The organism is uncultured Stenotrophomonas sp. (genome assembly GCF_913778665.1).
In the GTDB taxonomy this organism is placed as follows: Bacteria; Pseudomonadota; Gammaproteobacteria; order Xanthomonadales; family Xanthomonadaceae; genus Stenotrophomonas.
The window spans coordinates 127,333-143,707 of record NZ_CAJYVQ010000002.1; the positions used below are offsets into that span (position 1 = coordinate 127,333).

Sequence of the window (16,375 nt, forward strand, 5' to 3'; positions counted from 1 at the left end):
TGTGGCGTTTGTCAGTGCCAATGTTGGCCCGTTAGAGATACTCCTAGACGTTCCATGTAATTTTCCTGGCGCGGAGATCCGCTACCCCAGCAACTTCTTCAGTGCAGCGAGCTCAAGATTGAAGCTCAAGGATGAGAGCCCTGCTGTCTTGAATTCAGGGGTGACCAGCCCATTGAGCTTTTCTGCCGGGGTGAATTCCCTGCTGTAGACGGGATGGTGCTCATCATCAAGCTCGTGGCCGACAATCTGGGCGCGCATTTCTGAGGCGACACCGAAGCCCTGCATCTGCTGGATGACCGTCTTACGCAGGGAATGGAAACCGCGTTTGGCCTTGGGCCACGCTTTCCCATGCTCAGCAAGGTGGCGGGTAAAGGCCTTGGAGATCCAGTTCCCTGCGCCATTGACGGCATTGGCCTTCGCTTGGGGGAAGAGACGGCTTGAAGTGGGCAGGCTTGCAACATAGTCGCCGAAGCCCAGGGCAATCAGGTCGGCGTGGATCGGGACAGTCCGGATGCTGGCCTCGCTCTTGAGGCGCTGGTGCTCGCCGTCGTCATTAATATGGATGTAGGCCACCCCTCCCTCCGTTTGCACATCGCTCACCAGCAGCTGCCCAACTTCAGAGGCACGGGCGCCCGTATACAGGCCCAACAAGGCTGCCCAGCGCGCGGCAGGTGACAAAGTGGCAAAAGCCGAGGGAGCAAAGAGGAGGCTGATCTGCTTCAGATCGAAGGCCTTGAAGCCTAGCTTGCGCCGCTTTCGCTTGGCGCTATTGCCGTATGAGACATGGCTTCGGGCCGGATTGCTGTCTGTATAGTAGCCAGCGGCAATCAACCAGTCGAAGAATCCACCCAAATAGGACTGTTTGTTCACTCGGGTTGGGGTTGAGATGCCAGCGTCGGCGAGTGACTGATAGAAGTTCGACAGGTCGATCCGGTTGATGCTCGGCAAGGGATAGTCAGGGCCGGTGGTGCGCACGAACCCGTCAATCGCCGACTTCTTGATGCTGTAGGTCTTGGGGATGGTGTCTGGGGCGATGGCCTTGAGCCAAAGATCACGCGCTTCCATCAGCGACAGGATCTTGCTGGGCTGCGGCTTGGAGGGAACTGCCGGGGCGGCTGCCGCGCCGAAGAACGCAGGGTTGACCCGTCCGATACTCTCGATGGCGCGAGTCAGTGCCTCGGTGTCTTCGCCGGGCTCCGCTTGGATACGCAGGGTGCCATTGGCGTCTCGTTCCAGGGTGTAGTCCTGGAGCCGTTGCCCTCGAAGCTCCTGGAGCCATTGCTCTGCCGTCTTCTCACCCATGCCGTTCTTCCTGATGGCGCTGAAGACCTCAGCATAGCGGGCGGCCAGGACCAGGGCGCAAGCTTGGGCGCTGCGCATTTCGCGCGTTCGAAGGCTCCGCTTGAGAATTCGGCAGCCCAGAAGGGGCTGGAGGTCGACGGGCACGCGTTGGCGGAACGAAAAGCCCGCTGGCGTCTTGATCAAGTGATGGGGAACTCTCATCGGGATGTGTCCCGATTTGTGTCCTGCCCCTTGCTAGGCCCAGAAAAGCAAAACCCCTGATTTCTCAGGGGTTTGCAGAGTCTGGCGGAGAGAGGGGGATTCGAACCCCCGAAGCGCGGTTTAGACGCTTACACACTTTCCAGGCGTGCTCCTTCAACCACTCGGACACCTCTCCGGATCCCTGCCATCGGCAAACGCCTCAGCAGGGGCGCAGATTCTAGCGGGCGGCGCGGCACTTCACAAGCACCCCGGCCAGGAACCAGCGAAAGATGTGCCGGAGGCGAGGGGGCTGGACAGGCATGGCACAATGGAACATCCGATGGAAAACGGTGGCCTGATGTCCTATCTCGTCCTTGCCCGCAAGTGGCGTCCGAAGCGTTTTGCCGAGCTGGTGGGCCAGGAACACGTGGTCCGTGCGCTCAGCAATGCGCTGGACAGCGGCCGGGTCCACCATGCGTTCCTGTTCACCGGTACCCGCGGCGTGGGCAAGACCACCATCGCGCGCATCTTCGCCAAGTCGCTGAACTGCGAGCAGGGCACCAGCGCCGATCCGTGTGGCCAGTGTGCGGCGTGCCTGGACATCGACGCCGGCCGCTACATCGACCTGCTGGAAATCGACGCCGCGTCCAACACCGGTGTCGACGATGTGCGCGAGGTGATCGAGAACGCGCAGTACATGCCCTCGCGCGGCAAGTACAAGGTCTACCTGATCGACGAAGTGCACATGCTGTCCAAGGCGGCGTTCAATGCGCTGCTGAAGACGCTGGAAGAGCCGCCGGAGCACGTGAAGTTCCTGCTGGCCACCACCGACCCGCAGAAGCTGCCGGTCACCGTGCTCAGCCGCTGCCTGCAGTTCAACCTCAAGCGCCTGGATGAAGACCAGATCCAGGGGCAGATGACCCGCATCCTGGCGGCCGAGGAGATCGAGGCCGACAGCACTGCCATCGTGCAGCTGGCCAAGGCCGCCGACGGCAGCCTGCGCGATGGCCTGTCGCTGCTTGATCAGGCAATTGCCTATGCCGGCGGCGCGCTGCGCGAGGACGTGGTGCGCACCATGCTGGGCACGGTCGATCGCACCCAGGTGGCGGCGATGCTGGACGCGCTGGCTGACGGCGATGGCCCTCGCCTGCTGCAGGTGGTGGCCGCGCTGGCCGAATTCTCGCCGGACTGGAGTGGCGTGCTGGAAGCGCTGGCCGAAGGCCTGCACCGCATCCAGGTGCAGCAGCTGGTGCCGGGTGCGGCCGTTGCAGAGGGCCTGGACACGGCCGCCTTCGCCGAGCGCCTGCGCCCGGAAGTGGTGCAGCTCTGGTACCAGATGGCCCTGAACGGTCGTCGCGACCTGCCGCTGGCGCCGAGCCCGCGCGCCGGATTTGAAATGGCGGTGCTGCGCATGCTGGCGTTCCGTCCGGCCGCCGCAGTGCCGCCGGTGCCGAAGGCCGTGGACGGTGCGTCGGGTGGAGCCCCGGTCGGCAATGCGACTGGAGGCGGTGCGGGCGCCGGCAGCCACGGCGCGACTGCAACGGCGGCCGCTGTGTCGGCCAGTCCGGCGGTGGTTGCGGAGGTGGCAGCGCCGGCACAGGCTGCGCCGCGCGAGCCCGAACCGGAGCCTGAGCCGGCCCCGCAGCCCGAACCTGAGCCGACGCCAGAACCGGAACCGGTTCCGGTGGAAGAGCCGGTGCAGCCGCCGCCGGTGAAGGCCGAGGCCGCACCTGCGGCCACGAACTCCGGTGCGGCCGATGATCTGCCGCCGTGGGCCACTGACGAAGCCCAGGCCCGCGACGAGGAATTGGCGGCCGGAATGGCCGGCCCGGAGGCCGCGATGGTCGCGCCCTGGCATGAATCGCCTGCGCCGGCCGCTACGCCTGCCGGCGTCGTGCCTGCCGAGCTGGAGCGTCCGTTCCGCGCCGAGGGCATTGCCATTGCCCCGGCCGAGCTGGCGCCGCAGGACGGGATCAATCAGCTGGCTACCGCCGAGGACTGGCTGGATCTGGTGGCCAACAGCGGCCTGAGCGGTCCGTCGCGGCAGCTGGCCGCCAACGCGGCCTTCATCAGTTGCCAGCACGGGACCTTGAAACTGGGCCTTTCGCCCGGATTTGAATACCTGCGTTCGGAGCGCGCGCTGAGCGCCCTGGGCGAGATGCTGGCAAAGGCCCTCGGTCAGGCGCCGAAGATCGTGGTCGAGACCGTGGAAACCGAGCACGTTCCGGCCGAGACCCTGCACCAGCGTGCCGACCGCCAGCGTGGCGAGCGGCAGCAGGAGGCAGAGGCCGTTTTCATGGACGACCCGGAAGTGCAGGTGCTGATCCAACAGCACGGTGCCCGGGTTGTTTCCGATTCCATCCGTTCTTTTGACGAGTAAGACACCATGCGCGGAAACATCGCCCAACTGATGCAGCAGGCCCAGAAGATGCAGGAAAACCTGCAGAAGGCCCAGGAAGAAATCGCCAGGATCGAAGTGACCGGCAGCGCCGGTGGCGGCATGGTCAGCGTGACCCTGACCGGCGCCAAGGAGTGCCGAAAGGTACGCATCGACCCGTCGCTGGCCAGCGACCCTGAAATGCTGGAAGACCTGATCGCCGCCGCCTTCAATGACGCCTCGAACAAGATCGACGCCGAGTCGAAGTCGAAGATGGGTTCGGCCACCGCCGGCATGCAGCTGCCGCCGGGCATGAAGCTGCCGTTCTGATCGTGGGTAGCGTCGAGCCTGCTCGACGCTACCGAGCCTTTCAGTCGAGCATGGCTCGACGCTACAAAGCCTGTCGCCGTGTCCGCACCCCTGCTTGAACAATTGATCGATGCGCTGCGGGTGTTGCCTGGCGTCGGCCAGAAGACTGCCCAGCGCATGGCCTACCACCTGCTCGAGCGTGAGCGCGAAGGCGGCCAGCGGCTGGCCGAAGCGCTGGCGATGGCGGTGGAGCGCATCGGCCATTGCGCGCAGTGCCGCGACTTCAGCGAAACCGAGCTGTGCCCGACCTGTGCCAACAACAGTCGCGAGCGCAGCCAGCTGTGCGTGGTCGAATCGCCGGCCGATCGCCTGGCGATCGAGAACGCGACCGGGTTCCGCGGCGTCTACTTCGTGCTGCAGGGCCGCCTGTCCCCACTCGATGGCGTCGGCCCGCGCGAACTCGGGCTCGAGCAGCTGGAGCAGCGCCTGGCCGAGGGCGAAGTGCAGGAACTGATCATTGCCACCAGCGCCACGGTCGAAGGCGAGGCGACTGCGCATTACCTGGCGCAGCTGGCGCGTGCGCGCAAGGTGCAGCCCAGCCGCCTGGCGCAGGGCCTGCCGCTGGGTGGTGAACTGGAATACGTCGATCGCGGCACGCTGTCCCATGCCTTCGGGACGCGCAGCGAATTCCGCGATTGATCGGCAACTTCGTGCGCCTCGTCACGCGCGTACGGCGGGGGTCGTTGCATACAATGCCAGGTCCCCCCGCCGAGGCCGGCCATGAGCACCGAAACCCTCTTCAGCAAGATCATCCGTCGCGAGATTCCGGCCACCATCGTCTATGAAGACGACGAGGTGCTGGGCTTCAAGGACATCGCGCCGCAGGCGCCGGTGCATGTACTGTTCATTCCGAAGAACGAGATCATCCCGACCCTGGATGACCTGCAGCCTTCGCAGGCGCACCTGATCGGCAAGCTGGCGCTGGCCGCGGCCGAGTACGCGCGCCGCGAAGGCTTCGCGCAGGACGGCTACCGCATCGTGATGAACTGCCGCGAGCATGCCGGGCAGACCGTGTTCCATATCCACATGCACCTGCTGGCCGGTGGGCAGCTGGGGCATTTCGGGGCACCAGGGCGTTGAGCCCACCCATCCACGCAGGAGCGCTGTAGATCCACGCCATGCGGGGATAACAAAAAAGGCCGCCCGAGGGCGGCCTTTTCCGTCACGCGTGCAGCATGGCGATCACCACCAGCCCCAGCGGCCGTAACCGCCCCAGTAAGGGCCATACGGACCCGGGCCCCATGGGCCATAGGGGTAGGGCACCACATCGACCTGGCGCTGTTCCGGCCACAGGTAGATCACATCGGCCGACAGCTTCGGCAGGCGGTAGTCGTAGTCGCCGATGCGGGTGTTCTGGTAGCCGTCGATCTTGCCGATGAAGGTTACGTCGCGACCGGGTTCAAACACCGCCGGGTCGTAGAAGCCGGCGCGGCAGGCAATGAATCGGCCGTCGCTGGCGTCGGACGAGGTGGTGTTCGGGCGGCCACTGGCGTTGAGCGGGCGCGAGATCATCTGGAAGCAGGTCTCGCCCTGGCCGGGCTTCGTTTCGATGATGCGACCGCCCCAACGGACCGGCGTGCCGACCTGCTGGGTGGCGACCGAGTCGCGGGGAGAGACCAGGCTGAACTGTCCCTGCAGCGGCTTGGGGGCCGTGGCGCAGGCCGACAGGGCCAGCGTGGCCACAGCGGTGAGGAGGAACTTGGTGTTCATGGGGAGGCTCCGGAAGTCGGGCGATGCCTGCGCAGGTCCCGCAATAATGAAGCGAGGTCGGTGCAAGTTCCAGCGTAACGCGCGTCGGCGAAACGCTGGCTGAGTGCGAGCAGCGCAGGATCGGGGCGCCGGGCATGGACCCGTTGTGCCCACTGCTGCGCGGTTTCATGGGGCGCGCGGCCCAGATCCAGGCGGGCATAGCGCCGGTCCAGGCGGTGCCAGGCGCGCAGCAGCGGATCGCGCTCGCGTTCGCCACGGGCCAGCAGCCAGGCCATCCACGCCAGCGCCAGCAACGCGGCCGTCACAAAGCCGGCAGCCAGCTGTCCGGGCCCCAGCTCGTCCAGCCCGAACGGTTTAAGCAGCTGCTGCTGGCGGCGGGCATCGAAGGAAAGGACCAGGTCGTTCCAGCCGCGGCGCAGCCAGTCGCCCATCTGGCCCAGCTGCAGCCAGCGCTGCTGCAGCGGGCTGTCGGCGCCTGCGGCCTGCAGGCGGTCGTCGAGTGTGTCCAGGATGCGTTCCGGTGCCACTGCGGCGGTCGGGTCGACGCGCACCCAGCCGCGCTGCGGCAACCAGACTTCGGCCCAGGCATGGGCGTCCATACGGCGTATCACCCAGTAATCGCCGATGCGGTTGCGGGTGCCGCCGGCGAAGCCGGTCACCACCCGTGCCGGGATGCCGGCGTTGCGCATCAGCACCACGAACGACGAGCTGAAGTGCTGGCAGAAGCCGGCCTTGTAGCCGAACAGGAACTCGTCGACCGGGTCACGTCCTGCTGGCGGCGTTTCCAGGGTGTAGGAGAAGTCTTGGCTGATCCACTGCAGCGCGCGGCGGACGATGGCGGCGTCATCGCTGCCGGCATCCTGCCGCCACTGCCGCGCCAGCTGCGCGGTACGTGGGTTGGAGCCAGCGGGAAGGCGCAGTGTTGCGTGGCGCAGATAGGGCGGCAGGGTGGCGTCGAAGCGCTGTGGCGGGGCCGAATGCAGGCGCCAGCGGCTGAGCGCGGACAGGGCGCGGTCGCTGCGCAGGCTCATGTCAGCGTCGAAGCGGCTGCCTTCCGGCGCCTGGCTGGGCAGGTCCAGCGCGACCAGCAGGCGACGGTCGGTCGGCTCGTAATCGATCTGGTAGTCCCAGCCGCGCGCGCCGGCGTCGACCACGGCGGTGGGCCGTCGCGCGCTGGCCGGATCGCGGGTCCAGCGTTGGCCATCGAAGTCGGTCAGGACCGGGCCGCGCCAGTAGCGCTGCGTGGGCTCGGGGACGGCGCCGAAGAACTGCACGCGAAGCGCTGGCGTGTCGTCGGCCATCAGGTCCAGCCACTGCCCCGGCTCCATGCTGTCGGACAGGCCGGGGCTGCCGACCGCGCGTTCGGGCACGCCCCACAACGGCGTCGCCAGGCGCGGGAACAGCCAGAAGCCAGCCAGTGCCAGTGGCAGGCCGATCGCCAGCAGGCGGCCGATGCCGCGCAGCTGCCCGCGCCACGGCAAGCGGCCCACGTGCCCTTCATCCTGCGCCAGGCGTTGCAGGGAGAGCAGGGCGCCGCCGCCGGCCAGCGCGGCGAGCGTGGTGGTCAGCGGGCCCTGATCGAGCAGGAACGCGGCAAACGGCGCGAACAGGGCAAAGCCGAGCAGGCTGCGCGCATCGCGCAGCGTGCGCAGTTCGCTGGATTTGATCGCCAGCATCGCCGCCAGCAGGGCGCAACCGGTATCGCGGCCGGGCCGCACCATGCCCATCTGCCAGACGATGGCCGCCAGCATGCCCAGCACCAGCAGCAGGCGCACCGGCATCGGCAGCACGCGTCGCCATGACAGCGCAGCGGTCAGCATCGCGGCGACCGCGATCACCGCCGCCAGAACCGGCGGCAACTGCAGCAGCAGTGGCAACAGGGCCAGCGCGGCGCAGGCCAGGGTCCAGCTGCGCGTGCTGCGATCGAGGAGGAGGGCAGGATCAGCCATGCGGCATCAGCGCCAGCGCGCGCAGGCACAGGTGGTGATGGGACGCTCCCTGGCCGGGGCCGAACGGCGGGTGCGCCGGCAGCAGCAGGGTGTAGCGCCGCCCTTCGCGCTCGGCCATGTCGACCCAGCGCGCCAGTCGCGCGATGCGGGCTTCGTGGCCGAGCGGCGCCAGCGTGCGCCAGTCCAGCACCACCTCGATGCCAACCGGCTTTTCATACTCGCGCACCAGCAGGCTGTCGCGCCGCGCCGAATGCTTCCAGGCGATGCTGCGGGGGGCATCGCCGCTGCGATACGGGCGCAGCTGGTGCAGTTCCTCGCCACTGGCGTGGGCGCGGGTGTGCAGCGGATCGTTGCCGCGCTCGGGCAGCGCGGGCGACTGGGCTTCGGCGAGTGGATAGACCAGCAACGGTTGTTCCGGCCATATCCACGACCAGGCACGCACCAACCCCAGTGGCTGGGTGGTCGACACGCGGATGCGCGGCAGTTCCAGCCAGCCACGGTGCTCGGTGAGCAGCGCCAGCTCCACCTCGCCGCGGCCGTGCGCCGGCAGGGACATCCAGGCGTCGCTGTCACCCAGCTGCAGATGCAGGCCATGGCGGGCACGCGGGTCGTGCAGTGACAGGTCCGCGCGCACGCGCAGGCGTTGGCCGGCCGCAACGGGTTCGGCACTGACCGCATCGATCTGCACGCCAGACAGCTGCAGGTGCGCGGCGATGGCGCTGGCAACGCCCGCCGCGGCCAGCAGCAACGCCAGCAGCAGCGCCGGGTTGTTGTTGTAATTCAATGCGCCCAGCAGCATCGCGGCCAGCAGGGTGGCCACGAACAGTCCGAAGCGGGTCGGCAACACATAGATGCGATGGCGGTCCAGCCGCTGTGGAAGGGACTCCGGCCGGCGCGGGCGCGCCAGCAGCTGTAGTCGGGCCCAGCGCGACGCCACCCTCAATCCACCGCGACGGTCTGCAGGATCGCGCGCGCCAGCGCCGGTCCGGAACTGGACTCGGCTTCGGCCACCAGGCGATGGCCGGCCACTGCCACGAACAGGGTCTGCACGTCCTCGGGTACCACGTGGCCACGGCCAAGCAGCAGTGCATGCGCCTTGGCCGCACGCAGCAGCGCCAGACCGGCACGCGGTGACAGGCCAACGCGCACGCCCGCATGCTGCCGGCTGCGGGTCAGCAGGGCCTGCACGTAATCGATCAGCGCGTCGCTGGCATGCACTTGGCCGACCGCTTCGCGCAGTGCGCGCACCTGGCTGTCATCCAGCGTCGGCATGGCGCGCGCGATCAGCTCGCGGCGATCGGTACCGCGCAGCAGTTCGCGTTCGGCCTGCGCGCTGGGGTAGCCCATCGCCAAGCGCAGCAGGAAGCGGTCCAGCTGCGAATCCGGCAACGGGAACGTGCCGGACAGGTCGACCGGGTTCTGCGTGGCGATCACGAAGAACGGATCGGGCAGCGCATGGGTCTGCCCATCCAGGGTGACCTGCTGTTCGGCCATCGCTTCCAGCAGCGCACTCTGCGTGCGTGGTGGGGCACGGTTGATCTCGTCGGCCAGCAGCACGTGGGTGAACACCGGTCCCGGATGGAACTGGAACTGGCGGCTGCCGGCGTCATACACCGAGACGCCCAGCACATCGGCAGGCAGCAGGTCCGAGGTGAACTGGACGCGCTGGAAACCGAGCCCGAGGCTGCTGGCCAGTGCGTGCGCCAGCGTGGTCTTGCCCAGGCCGGGCAGATCCTCGATCAGCAGATGGCCGCCTGACAGCAGGGCGACAAAAGCCAGCCTGACTTCCGGCACCTTGCCCAGCACCAGTGCGTTGACCTGATCCTGTGCCTCCCGCAGGGCCTGGCGCAGTTGATCGGTTAGCATGCTGGGATTGGGGGACGAAGCTGTCATGATCGTCTCAGATCTGGAATCCATTCGATTATCCATAGAGCAATGCAAGGCGAACAGCGCGCACGAACGATTTTTCTCTGGTTATGGACGCTGGTCACAGCGGCCAAGCTGGTGGTGGCCGCGCGCCTGCCGTTGTTTGTCGACGAGGCCTTCTACTGGCAGGAAGGCCAGCATCTGGCCGCCGCCTATTCCGATCTGCCCGGGCTGACCGCCTGGCTGGCGCGGTTGGGTGTGGAGATCGGTGGCCATCACGTGCTCGCGCTGCGCCTGCCGTTCCTGGCCATCGGTGCGCTGCTGCCGCTGCTGGTGGCGCGTACTGCCACACGCTGGTTCGGCAATGTGGCGGGGTGGCAGGCGGGCAGCCTGACGTTGTTGATGCCGCTGTCGGCCACCCTGGGCCTGCTGGCGGTGCCGGATGTACCGATGGCGCTGGCAGCGGTGATCTGCCTGCATGCCGGTGCGCGGCTGCTGCACAACGTCGAGGCATCGTCGGCGATGAAGCTGGCGCTGGGCCTGGCGATCGGCGCCCTCAGCCACTATCGCTTCATCGGTGTGATCGGTGTCGGGTTCATCGCGCTGCTGGCGTTGCCGCAGGGGCGACGCATGCTCGCCGATCCGCGCGTATGGGTCGCGTTGGCGGTGGGCGTGCTGGCCTGGCTGCCTTTGCTGGCCTGGAACGCGGACAACCACGATGCCGGGCTGAAGTTCCAGGTGGTCGAGCGCCATCCGTGGACGTTCGAGTGGAACGGGCTGTGGTTCCTGGTGATCCAGCCGATGCTGGTCACGCCCATCCTGTGCATGGCGATGTGGAAAGTGGCGCTGGCCGGTACCCGCAGTGGTGGCGGCGCGCGCGTGCAGTGGCGTTACTTCGGCCTGGTGGGGGGCGTGTCGACGCTGGGCATCTTCCTGCTCGGCTTCTTCACCGACGTCGAGCGCATCAGTTTCCATTGGCCGCTGCCGGGCTACCTCGCCCTGCTGGTCGCGGTGCCGGTAGTGCTCAATGGCTGGCCGCGCTGGCTGCGCCGCACCGGTTGGTGGCTGGCCGGTGCCGGCATGGTGCTGGCCTTCGGCTACTACCTGATGGCGTCCACGCCTGCGCTGCGTGAGCAGCTGGCGGGCAGCAAGTACTATCCGCGCAACTTCGCCGGCTGGCAGCCGCTGGCGGCGGCCGTGCGCGAAGAACTGCAACAGATGCCGGCCGGCACGCGGGTGTTGGCGGGCAACTTCAAGGTGGGTGCCGAACTCGGTTTCCAGCTCGGCAACGGCGATATGGAGGTGCTGCCGCACCCGCTCAACGACAAGCACGGGCGCACCGCGCAGCTGGCGCAGTGGGCGCTGCTGCACGACGGCGAGCGCACGGCACCGATGCTGCTGGTGCTGTCACCCAGCGACCAGCGTTATCGCGATCTGCTCGCGCGCTACCACGCCATCTGCGAACAGGTCGGCCCCCTGCCGGCGCCACGGGTGGTCAGCAGTGATCATGGTTTCCAGCGGTTCCTGCTGTTCCGCCTGCCGGCGCAGCGCGCGTCGGGGTCCTGCGTGACGCCGGCGATGGCCTGGCTGGATACGCCGTCCAATGGCGAGCAGGTGTCCGGCACGCTCGCCATCAAGGGGTGGGCGTTCAAGGACGGCGTTGGCCTGGCCCGTGTGGAGGTGCTGGTCGATGGGCGTTCGATCGGTGATGCGCGCTATGGGCGTGCATTCGATGTGCGCCAGACCTGGCCGGACAGCACCGACCCGCAGCACCCGGCGGTGGGCTTCGATGCGTCGCTGGACACGACCACGCTGGCGCCGGGGCGGCATTGGCTGGGCCTGCGCCTGCATGGGCGCGATGGCAGCGTGGAATCGTGGCAGGAGCAGCCGTTCGAGGTTCGTTGAGGCTTCTGCTTCTGTAGAGTCGAGCATGGCTCGACTCTACAGTTCAGGGCACCGCGAACCCTGCCTGGCGCAGCAGCCCGCACATTGCGATCAACGGCAGGCCGATCAGCGCGGTCGGGTCGCGGGTGTCGATCGCTTCGAACAGGCTGATGCCCAGGCCTTCGCACTTGAAGCTGCCAGCACAATCCAGCGGTTGCTCGGCGGCCACGTAGCGGGCGATCTCCTCTTGGCCCAGCGCGCGGAAACGAACTTCGGTCAGATCCACGGCGCTGAGCGATTCTCCATCACGGGCGAGACTGATGGCGGTATGGAAGCGCACCGTCTGGCCGGACATCGCCGCCAGCTGAGCGCAGGCGGCCTCGACCGTGCCCGGCTTGCCCAGTGGCTGCCCGTTCAGGTCGGCGACCTGGTCGGAGCCGATCACCCAGGCGCCCGGGCAGCGGGCCGCCACCTCGGCGGCCTTGGCCGCGGCCAGCCGCTTGGCCAGCACCAGCGGCGTCTCAGCATTCAAGGGGGTTTCATCCACCTCCGGGCGCGCGCAGTCGAAGGGCAGACCCAGCCGCTGCAGCAGCTCGCGGCGGTAGCGGGAGGTGGAGGCCAGGACCAGTGACATGCGATAATTCCGGGGCAGGGGGCGGCAGTCTGGCCCGTGCGCGGCGCCAGCGGCAAGTCGTGTATGGCGGGCATTTGACAGCCGCCGCCCCGATCCTTAGTATTCAGCGGCTTATGTCCGCGAACGTGCCCGAATCGCTGGATGCTTGGCGGATGGTCGTAGCGCGCAGGCGCTTCGACGGCCAGGTCTCCCTGGCTGAATTGACCCGCCTGCAGGGGCTGGTCGCAGATACCGACGGCGAGTGTTCCTACTCGCTTGAATTCGGTCGCGACGAAGTCCTGCGGGTATCCTATGTGGAACTGACCATCGACACCGCGTTGCCGCTGACCTGTCAGCGCAGCATGCAGCGATTCCTGTTGCCGGTGAAGATGACCCAGAGGCTTGGCCTGATCCGCGACGAGGACGAGGAATCGTCCCTGCCGGAGGAATACGAGGCGTTGCTGGTGCCGGAAGATGGCCAGCTGAAGCCGCTGGATCTGGTCGAGGACGAATTGGTGCTGGCGGTACCGGTGGTACCGCTGTCGCCCGACGGTGAAGCAGTCGACAAGGACTGGGCACCGAGCGAAGAAGAAACGAAGAAGGCCAACCCGTTCGCGGCATTGGCGGCATTGAAGAAACAATAGCAGCCGGATTGTCGTCGGCGGCTGCGGCGAAAGCGAAAGTGTGCTGGGCGCTGGCGTCCTGCGCGACGATACGACGAAGCAAAACGAACCGAGTTTGGAGCAATCCCATGGCTGTGCAGAAATCCCGTGTTACCCCGTCCCGCCGCGGCCAGCGCCGTTCGCATGACGCCCTGAGCGCCAAGCAGCTGTCGACCGACCCGACCACCGGTGAAGTGCATCTGCGTCACCACATCACTGCCGATGGTTTCTACCGCGGCAAGAAGGTCATCCAGACCAAGACCTCGGCCGTCGAAGAAGATTGATGTGCCGGGAAGGCCGCTGCCTTTGGGCAGCGGCCTTTGCCTTCTTTCCCGGGCGTGCCGGTGATCGGCGGCCCGCGCAACAGGAAACATGATGAGCAAGCGGATCTATTCGAGGATCGCGGGCACCGGTAGCTATTTGCCGGAAAAAGTCCTGACCAACGCCGACCTGGAAAAAATGGTCGAAACCTCGGATGAGTGGATCCAGTCGCGCACCGGAATTCGTGAGCGGCACATCGCGGCCGAAGGCGAAACCACCAGCGACCTCGGTTACCAGGCCGCGATGCGCGCACTTGAAGCGGCCGGTATCGACGCTTCGCAGCTCGACATGATCGTGGTCGGCACGACCACCCCTGACCTCATTTTCCCCTCCACCGCGTGCCTGATCCAGGCCAAGCTCGGTGTGGCGGGGTGCCCGGCCTTTGACGTCAACGCCGCCTGTTCAGGCTTCGTGTTCGCGTTGGGCGTGGCCGACAAGTTCATCCGTTCCGGCGACTGCAAGCACGTGCTGGTGATCGGCACCGAAACGCTGACCCGCATGGTCGATTGGAACGATCGCACCACCTGCGTGCTGTTCGGCGATGGCGCCGGCGCCGTGGTGCTCAAGGCCGACGAAGAGACCGGCATCCTCAGCACCCATCTGCATGCCGATGGCAGCAAGAAGGAACTGCTGTGGAACCCGGTGGGCGTCTCGACCGGCTTCAAGGATGGCGCCAACGGTGGCGGCACCATCAACATGAAGGGCAACGACGTGTTCAAGTACGCCGTCAAGGCGCTGGACTCGGTCGTGGACGAGACCCTGGCCGCCAATGGCCTGGACAAGTCCGACCTGGATTGGCTGATTCCGCACCAGGCCAACCTGCGCATCATCGAAGCTACTGCCAAGCGCCTGGAGATGTCGATGGACCAAGTGGTGGTCACCGTGGACAAGCACGGCAACACCTCCTCCGGCTCGGTGCCGCTGGCGCTGGATGCCGCGGTGCGTTCGGGCAGGGTCGAGCGCGGCCAGCTGTTGCTGCTGGAAGCGTTCGGCGGCGGCTTCACGTGGGGTTCGGCCCTGCTGCGTTATTGATAACGCAAGTTACGACAATGTGAAGCTTGTCGTTACGGCCCCTCTGGGGCCGTAACGCGTTTATAGGAGTACCTGTCATGGTTGAGCCCATCGTCATTGAAGGGCAGCGCGCCTGGCTGAAGCAGTACGGCAAGGGAAGCCGCGCACTGGCCCTGGGCCTGCTCAATTTTGTTGCCCGCCGATTCCATCTGGACGCGCTGCGCCCGCCACCGCACCGCGGTGGTGATGCCGCCCGTGAAACCGAAGCCCGTCGGCTGGGAGAGCTGCAGGCGCAGGGCGTGAACGTGCCCGACGTGCTCGGCAGCGGCCATGCCGCGCTGGTGATCGGCGACAACGGCAGTTCATTCAATACCTGCCTGCGTGAGGCCGATGATGCTGGCCGCGACCGGCTGGTGATGGCCGCGATGCGGGCCATTGCCGAAGCGCACGCGCACGGGGCCTATTTCGGCCAGCCGCTGCCGCGCAACCTTACCTGGGACGGGCAGAAGGTGGGCTTCATCGACTTCGAGGAAGATCCGCTGGAAGTGATGGATCTGGCTGAAGCGCAGGCCCGCGACTGGCTGATGTTCGGCTACGGGGTGGCCAAGTACTACGCCGACCGCCCCGAGCAGCTGCAGGCGATGATGGCCGAGGCAATGGTCGACGCCCAGGCGCCGGTGCGCGAACACGTGCACGCGGTCAGTGGCCGCCTGCGCAGCCTGGCACGGGTGTGCATGAAGCTGGGCCGTTCAGCGCGCGCGCTGGCCCATTCAATCTTCATCACCCACGGCGCCAGCACCGCGGGTGTGCTGATGCTGGTAGGCCTGTGCGTGGATTTCCTTGCCGACGGCGACCTGGACGTGCTGCAGCTGTTCTGCTGATGGCGGGTTCGCGCTGCGCTGGAGTCGTCTGTGAGTCGACTTCCGCGCGCAGCGCGGGTTTTCAGTGGCTGATCGAAGGGCAGTCGACTAACCGTCGACTCTGCCTGGCCGGGGAGGATGCCGGGTTGTCCCGCGGCCGCGCTCCATACGCCTGCATACGCGCACGTACAGACGACACAGCGGATTCGCCCTTATCATGGCCCGCTTCGATTGCAACAAGCGGATGACCGCGTGACCGTATCCACCCTCGCTTTTGTCTTCCCCGGCCAGGGCTCGCAGTCTGTGGGCATGGTGGCCGAGCTGGCCGAACTGCACCCGCAGGTGCGTGAAGCCTTCACCGAGGCATCCGATGGTGCCGGCGTTGACCTGTGGGCGCTGTCCCAGGGTGGCCCGGAGGAAATGCTCAACCGTACCGAATACACCCAGCCGGCCCTGCTGGCCGCGAGCATCGGCGTGTGGCGCGCCTGGAACGCTGTGGGCGGTCCGCGCCCGTCGGTGCTGGCTGGCCACAGCCTCGGCGAGTACACCGCGCTGGTCGCTGCCGGCGCACTGAGCCTGCATGACGGCGCCCACCTGGTGCGCCTGCGCGGCCAGTTGATGCAGGAAGCCGCGCCGGCCGGTGTCGGCGCCATGGCTGCCGTGCTGGGCGCCGAAGACCAGCTGGTGCTCGACGTCTGCGCCGAAGCCGCAGGCAGCCAGGTGGTGGTGCCGGCCAACTTCAACTCGCCGGGCCAGATCGTGATCGGTGGCGACGCCGACGCGGTCGACCGCGCACTGGCGCTGCTGGCCGAGAAGGGCGTGCGCAAGGCGGTCAAGCTGGCCGTGAGCGTGCCCTCGCACACCCCGCTGATGCGCGAAGCCGCCAACCGCTTGGCCGAAGTGATGGCCGGCCTGTCGTGGCAGGTGCCGCAGCTGCCGGTGGTGCAGAACGTCGATGCCCAAGTGCATGACGGTATCGACGCGATCCGTACCGCGCTGGTGCAGCAGCTGTACCAACCGGTGCAGTGGACCGGTTGCGTGCAGGCGCTGGCCGCCCGTGGCATCACCCAGATCGCCGAGTGCGGCCCGGGCAAGGTGCTGACCGGCCTGGTCAAGCGCATCGACAAGACCATCGACGGCCGCTCGCTGGCAACGCCGGGCGATTTCGAAACCGCCCGCGAGGCATGGTCGGCCTGACCCCCTTGTTCCAGCCGACCGTACCGGTGGCCGCTGCACGCGGCGCGGGTTCGGCGGCTGCCCCCGTCTGAGGA

General features: G+C 67.1%; 16 protein-coding genes and 1 tRNA gene. 10 read left to right on the forward strand and 7 right to left on the reverse strand.

Features of this window, described 5'->3' with window-relative positions; translation table 11 throughout:
- Positions 1-81: 81 nt before the first annotated feature.
- Both QZ853_RS01370 and QZ853_RS01375 read right to left on the reverse strand, forming a co-directional pair.
- On the reverse strand, positions 82-1,503 hold the full coding sequence (locus tag QZ853_RS01370) for a DUF6538 domain-containing protein (protein WP_295570111.1): 1,422 nt from the start codon (positions 1,501-1,503) through the stop codon (positions 82-84).
- A gap of 82 nt (positions 1,504-1,585) precedes the next feature.
- Positions 1,586-1,678 (reverse strand) — tRNA-Ser (locus tag QZ853_RS01375).
- A 144-nt stretch (positions 1,679-1,822) separates the two neighbouring features.
- Here QZ853_RS01375 and dnaX point away from each other — a divergent pair.
- The 4 genes from dnaX (at position 1,823) to QZ853_RS01395 (ending at position 5,308) form a co-directional block, all read left to right on the forward strand.
- Positions 1,823-3,862, forward strand: a complete 2,040-nt coding sequence (dnaX, locus tag QZ853_RS01380) for a DNA polymerase III subunit gamma/tau (RefSeq protein WP_295570113.1) — start codon at positions 1,823-1,825, stop codon at positions 3,860-3,862.
- Positions 3,863-3,868: 6 nt separating this feature from the next.
- Positions 3,869-4,189: a YbaB/EbfC family nucleoid-associated protein gene (locus QZ853_RS01385; RefSeq protein ID WP_010483846.1), complete on the forward strand. Its 321-nt coding sequence runs from the start codon at positions 3,869-3,871 to the stop codon at positions 4,187-4,189.
- Between the two features lie 78 nt (positions 4,190-4,267).
- Complete coding sequence (recR, locus tag QZ853_RS01390; RefSeq protein WP_295570115.1) at positions 4,268-4,867, forward strand: recombination mediator RecR; 600 nt, start codon at positions 4,268-4,270, stop codon at positions 4,865-4,867.
- Positions 4,868-4,948: 81 nt separating this feature from the next.
- Positions 4,949-5,308 (forward strand): histidine triad nucleotide-binding protein, encoded by a 360-nt coding sequence (locus tag QZ853_RS01395; RefSeq protein ID WP_295570117.1) that lies wholly within the window; start codon positions 4,949-4,951, stop codon positions 5,306-5,308.
- A 102-nt stretch (positions 5,309-5,410) separates the two neighbouring features.
- Here the strand turns inward: QZ853_RS01395 and QZ853_RS01400 are convergent, their stop codons facing one another.
- Genes QZ853_RS01400 through QZ853_RS01415 form a run of 4 tightly spaced genes read right to left on the reverse strand, consistent with a single transcriptional unit; the run spans position 5,411 to position 9,780 of the window.
- The gene (locus tag QZ853_RS01400; protein WP_295570120.1) at positions 5,411-5,938 is read right to left on the reverse strand and encodes a Slp family lipoprotein; all 528 of its coding nucleotides are present in this window, start codon (positions 5,936-5,938) and stop codon (positions 5,411-5,413) included.
- Positions 5,935-7,887, reverse strand: coding sequence for a DUF3488 and transglutaminase-like domain-containing protein (locus QZ853_RS01405; protein WP_295570123.1), 1,953 nt, complete (start codon positions 7,885-7,887; stop codon positions 5,935-5,937). Before QZ853_RS01405 ends, QZ853_RS01400 begins: the two co-directional genes overlap by 4 nt.
- The gene (locus tag QZ853_RS01410; RefSeq protein ID WP_295570125.1) at positions 7,880-8,824 is read right to left on the reverse strand and encodes a DUF58 domain-containing protein; all 945 of its coding nucleotides are present in this window, start codon (positions 8,822-8,824) and stop codon (positions 7,880-7,882) included. Before QZ853_RS01410 ends, QZ853_RS01405 begins: the two co-directional genes overlap by 8 nt.
- A gap of 2 nt (positions 8,825-8,826) precedes the next feature.
- Positions 8,827-9,780 (reverse strand): MoxR family ATPase, encoded by a 954-nt coding sequence (locus QZ853_RS01415; protein WP_295570126.1) that lies wholly within the window; start codon positions 9,778-9,780, stop codon positions 8,827-8,829.
- Between the two features lie 42 nt (positions 9,781-9,822).
- Here QZ853_RS01415 and QZ853_RS01420 point away from each other — a divergent pair, with 42 nt between their 5' ends.
- On the forward strand, positions 9,823-11,658 hold the full coding sequence (locus QZ853_RS01420; RefSeq protein ID WP_295570127.1) for a glycosyltransferase family 39 protein: 1,836 nt from the start codon (positions 9,823-9,825) through the stop codon (positions 11,656-11,658).
- A 43-nt stretch (positions 11,659-11,701) separates the two neighbouring features.
- Here QZ853_RS01420 and QZ853_RS01425 read toward each other — a convergent pair whose 3' ends face one another.
- Positions 11,702-12,271 carry a Maf family nucleotide pyrophosphatase gene (locus QZ853_RS01425; protein WP_295570129.1) on the reverse strand — a complete coding sequence of 190 codons (570 nt, stop codon included), beginning with the start codon at positions 12,269-12,271 and terminating at the stop codon, positions 11,702-11,704.
- 113 nt (positions 12,272-12,384) lie between these two features.
- Here QZ853_RS01425 and QZ853_RS01430 point away from each other — a divergent pair, with 113 nt between their 5' ends.
- The 5 genes from QZ853_RS01430 (at position 12,385) to fabD (ending at position 16,301) form a co-directional block, all read left to right on the forward strand.
- Positions 12,385-12,894, forward strand: a complete 510-nt coding sequence (locus QZ853_RS01430) for a YceD family protein (RefSeq protein WP_295570132.1) — start codon at positions 12,385-12,387, stop codon at positions 12,892-12,894.
- A gap of 107 nt (positions 12,895-13,001) precedes the next feature.
- Positions 13,002-13,196 (forward strand): 50S ribosomal protein L32, encoded by a 195-nt coding sequence (rpmF, locus tag QZ853_RS01435; protein WP_005408308.1) that lies wholly within the window; start codon positions 13,002-13,004, stop codon positions 13,194-13,196.
- Between the two features lie 91 nt (positions 13,197-13,287).
- On the forward strand, positions 13,288-14,265 hold the full coding sequence (locus tag QZ853_RS01440) for a beta-ketoacyl-ACP synthase III (RefSeq protein WP_295570135.1): 978 nt from the start codon (positions 13,288-13,290) through the stop codon (positions 14,263-14,265).
- 77 nt (positions 14,266-14,342) lie between these two features.
- The gene (locus QZ853_RS01445; RefSeq protein WP_295570137.1) at positions 14,343-15,125 is read left to right on the forward strand and encodes a serine/threonine protein phosphatase; all 783 of its coding nucleotides are present in this window, start codon (positions 14,343-14,345) and stop codon (positions 15,123-15,125) included.
- Positions 15,126-15,356: 231 nt separating this feature from the next.
- Positions 15,357-16,301, forward strand: coding sequence for an ACP S-malonyltransferase (gene fabD, locus QZ853_RS01450; protein WP_295570139.1), 945 nt, complete (start codon positions 15,357-15,359; stop codon positions 16,299-16,301).
- Positions 16,302-16,375: the final 74 nt, after the last annotated feature.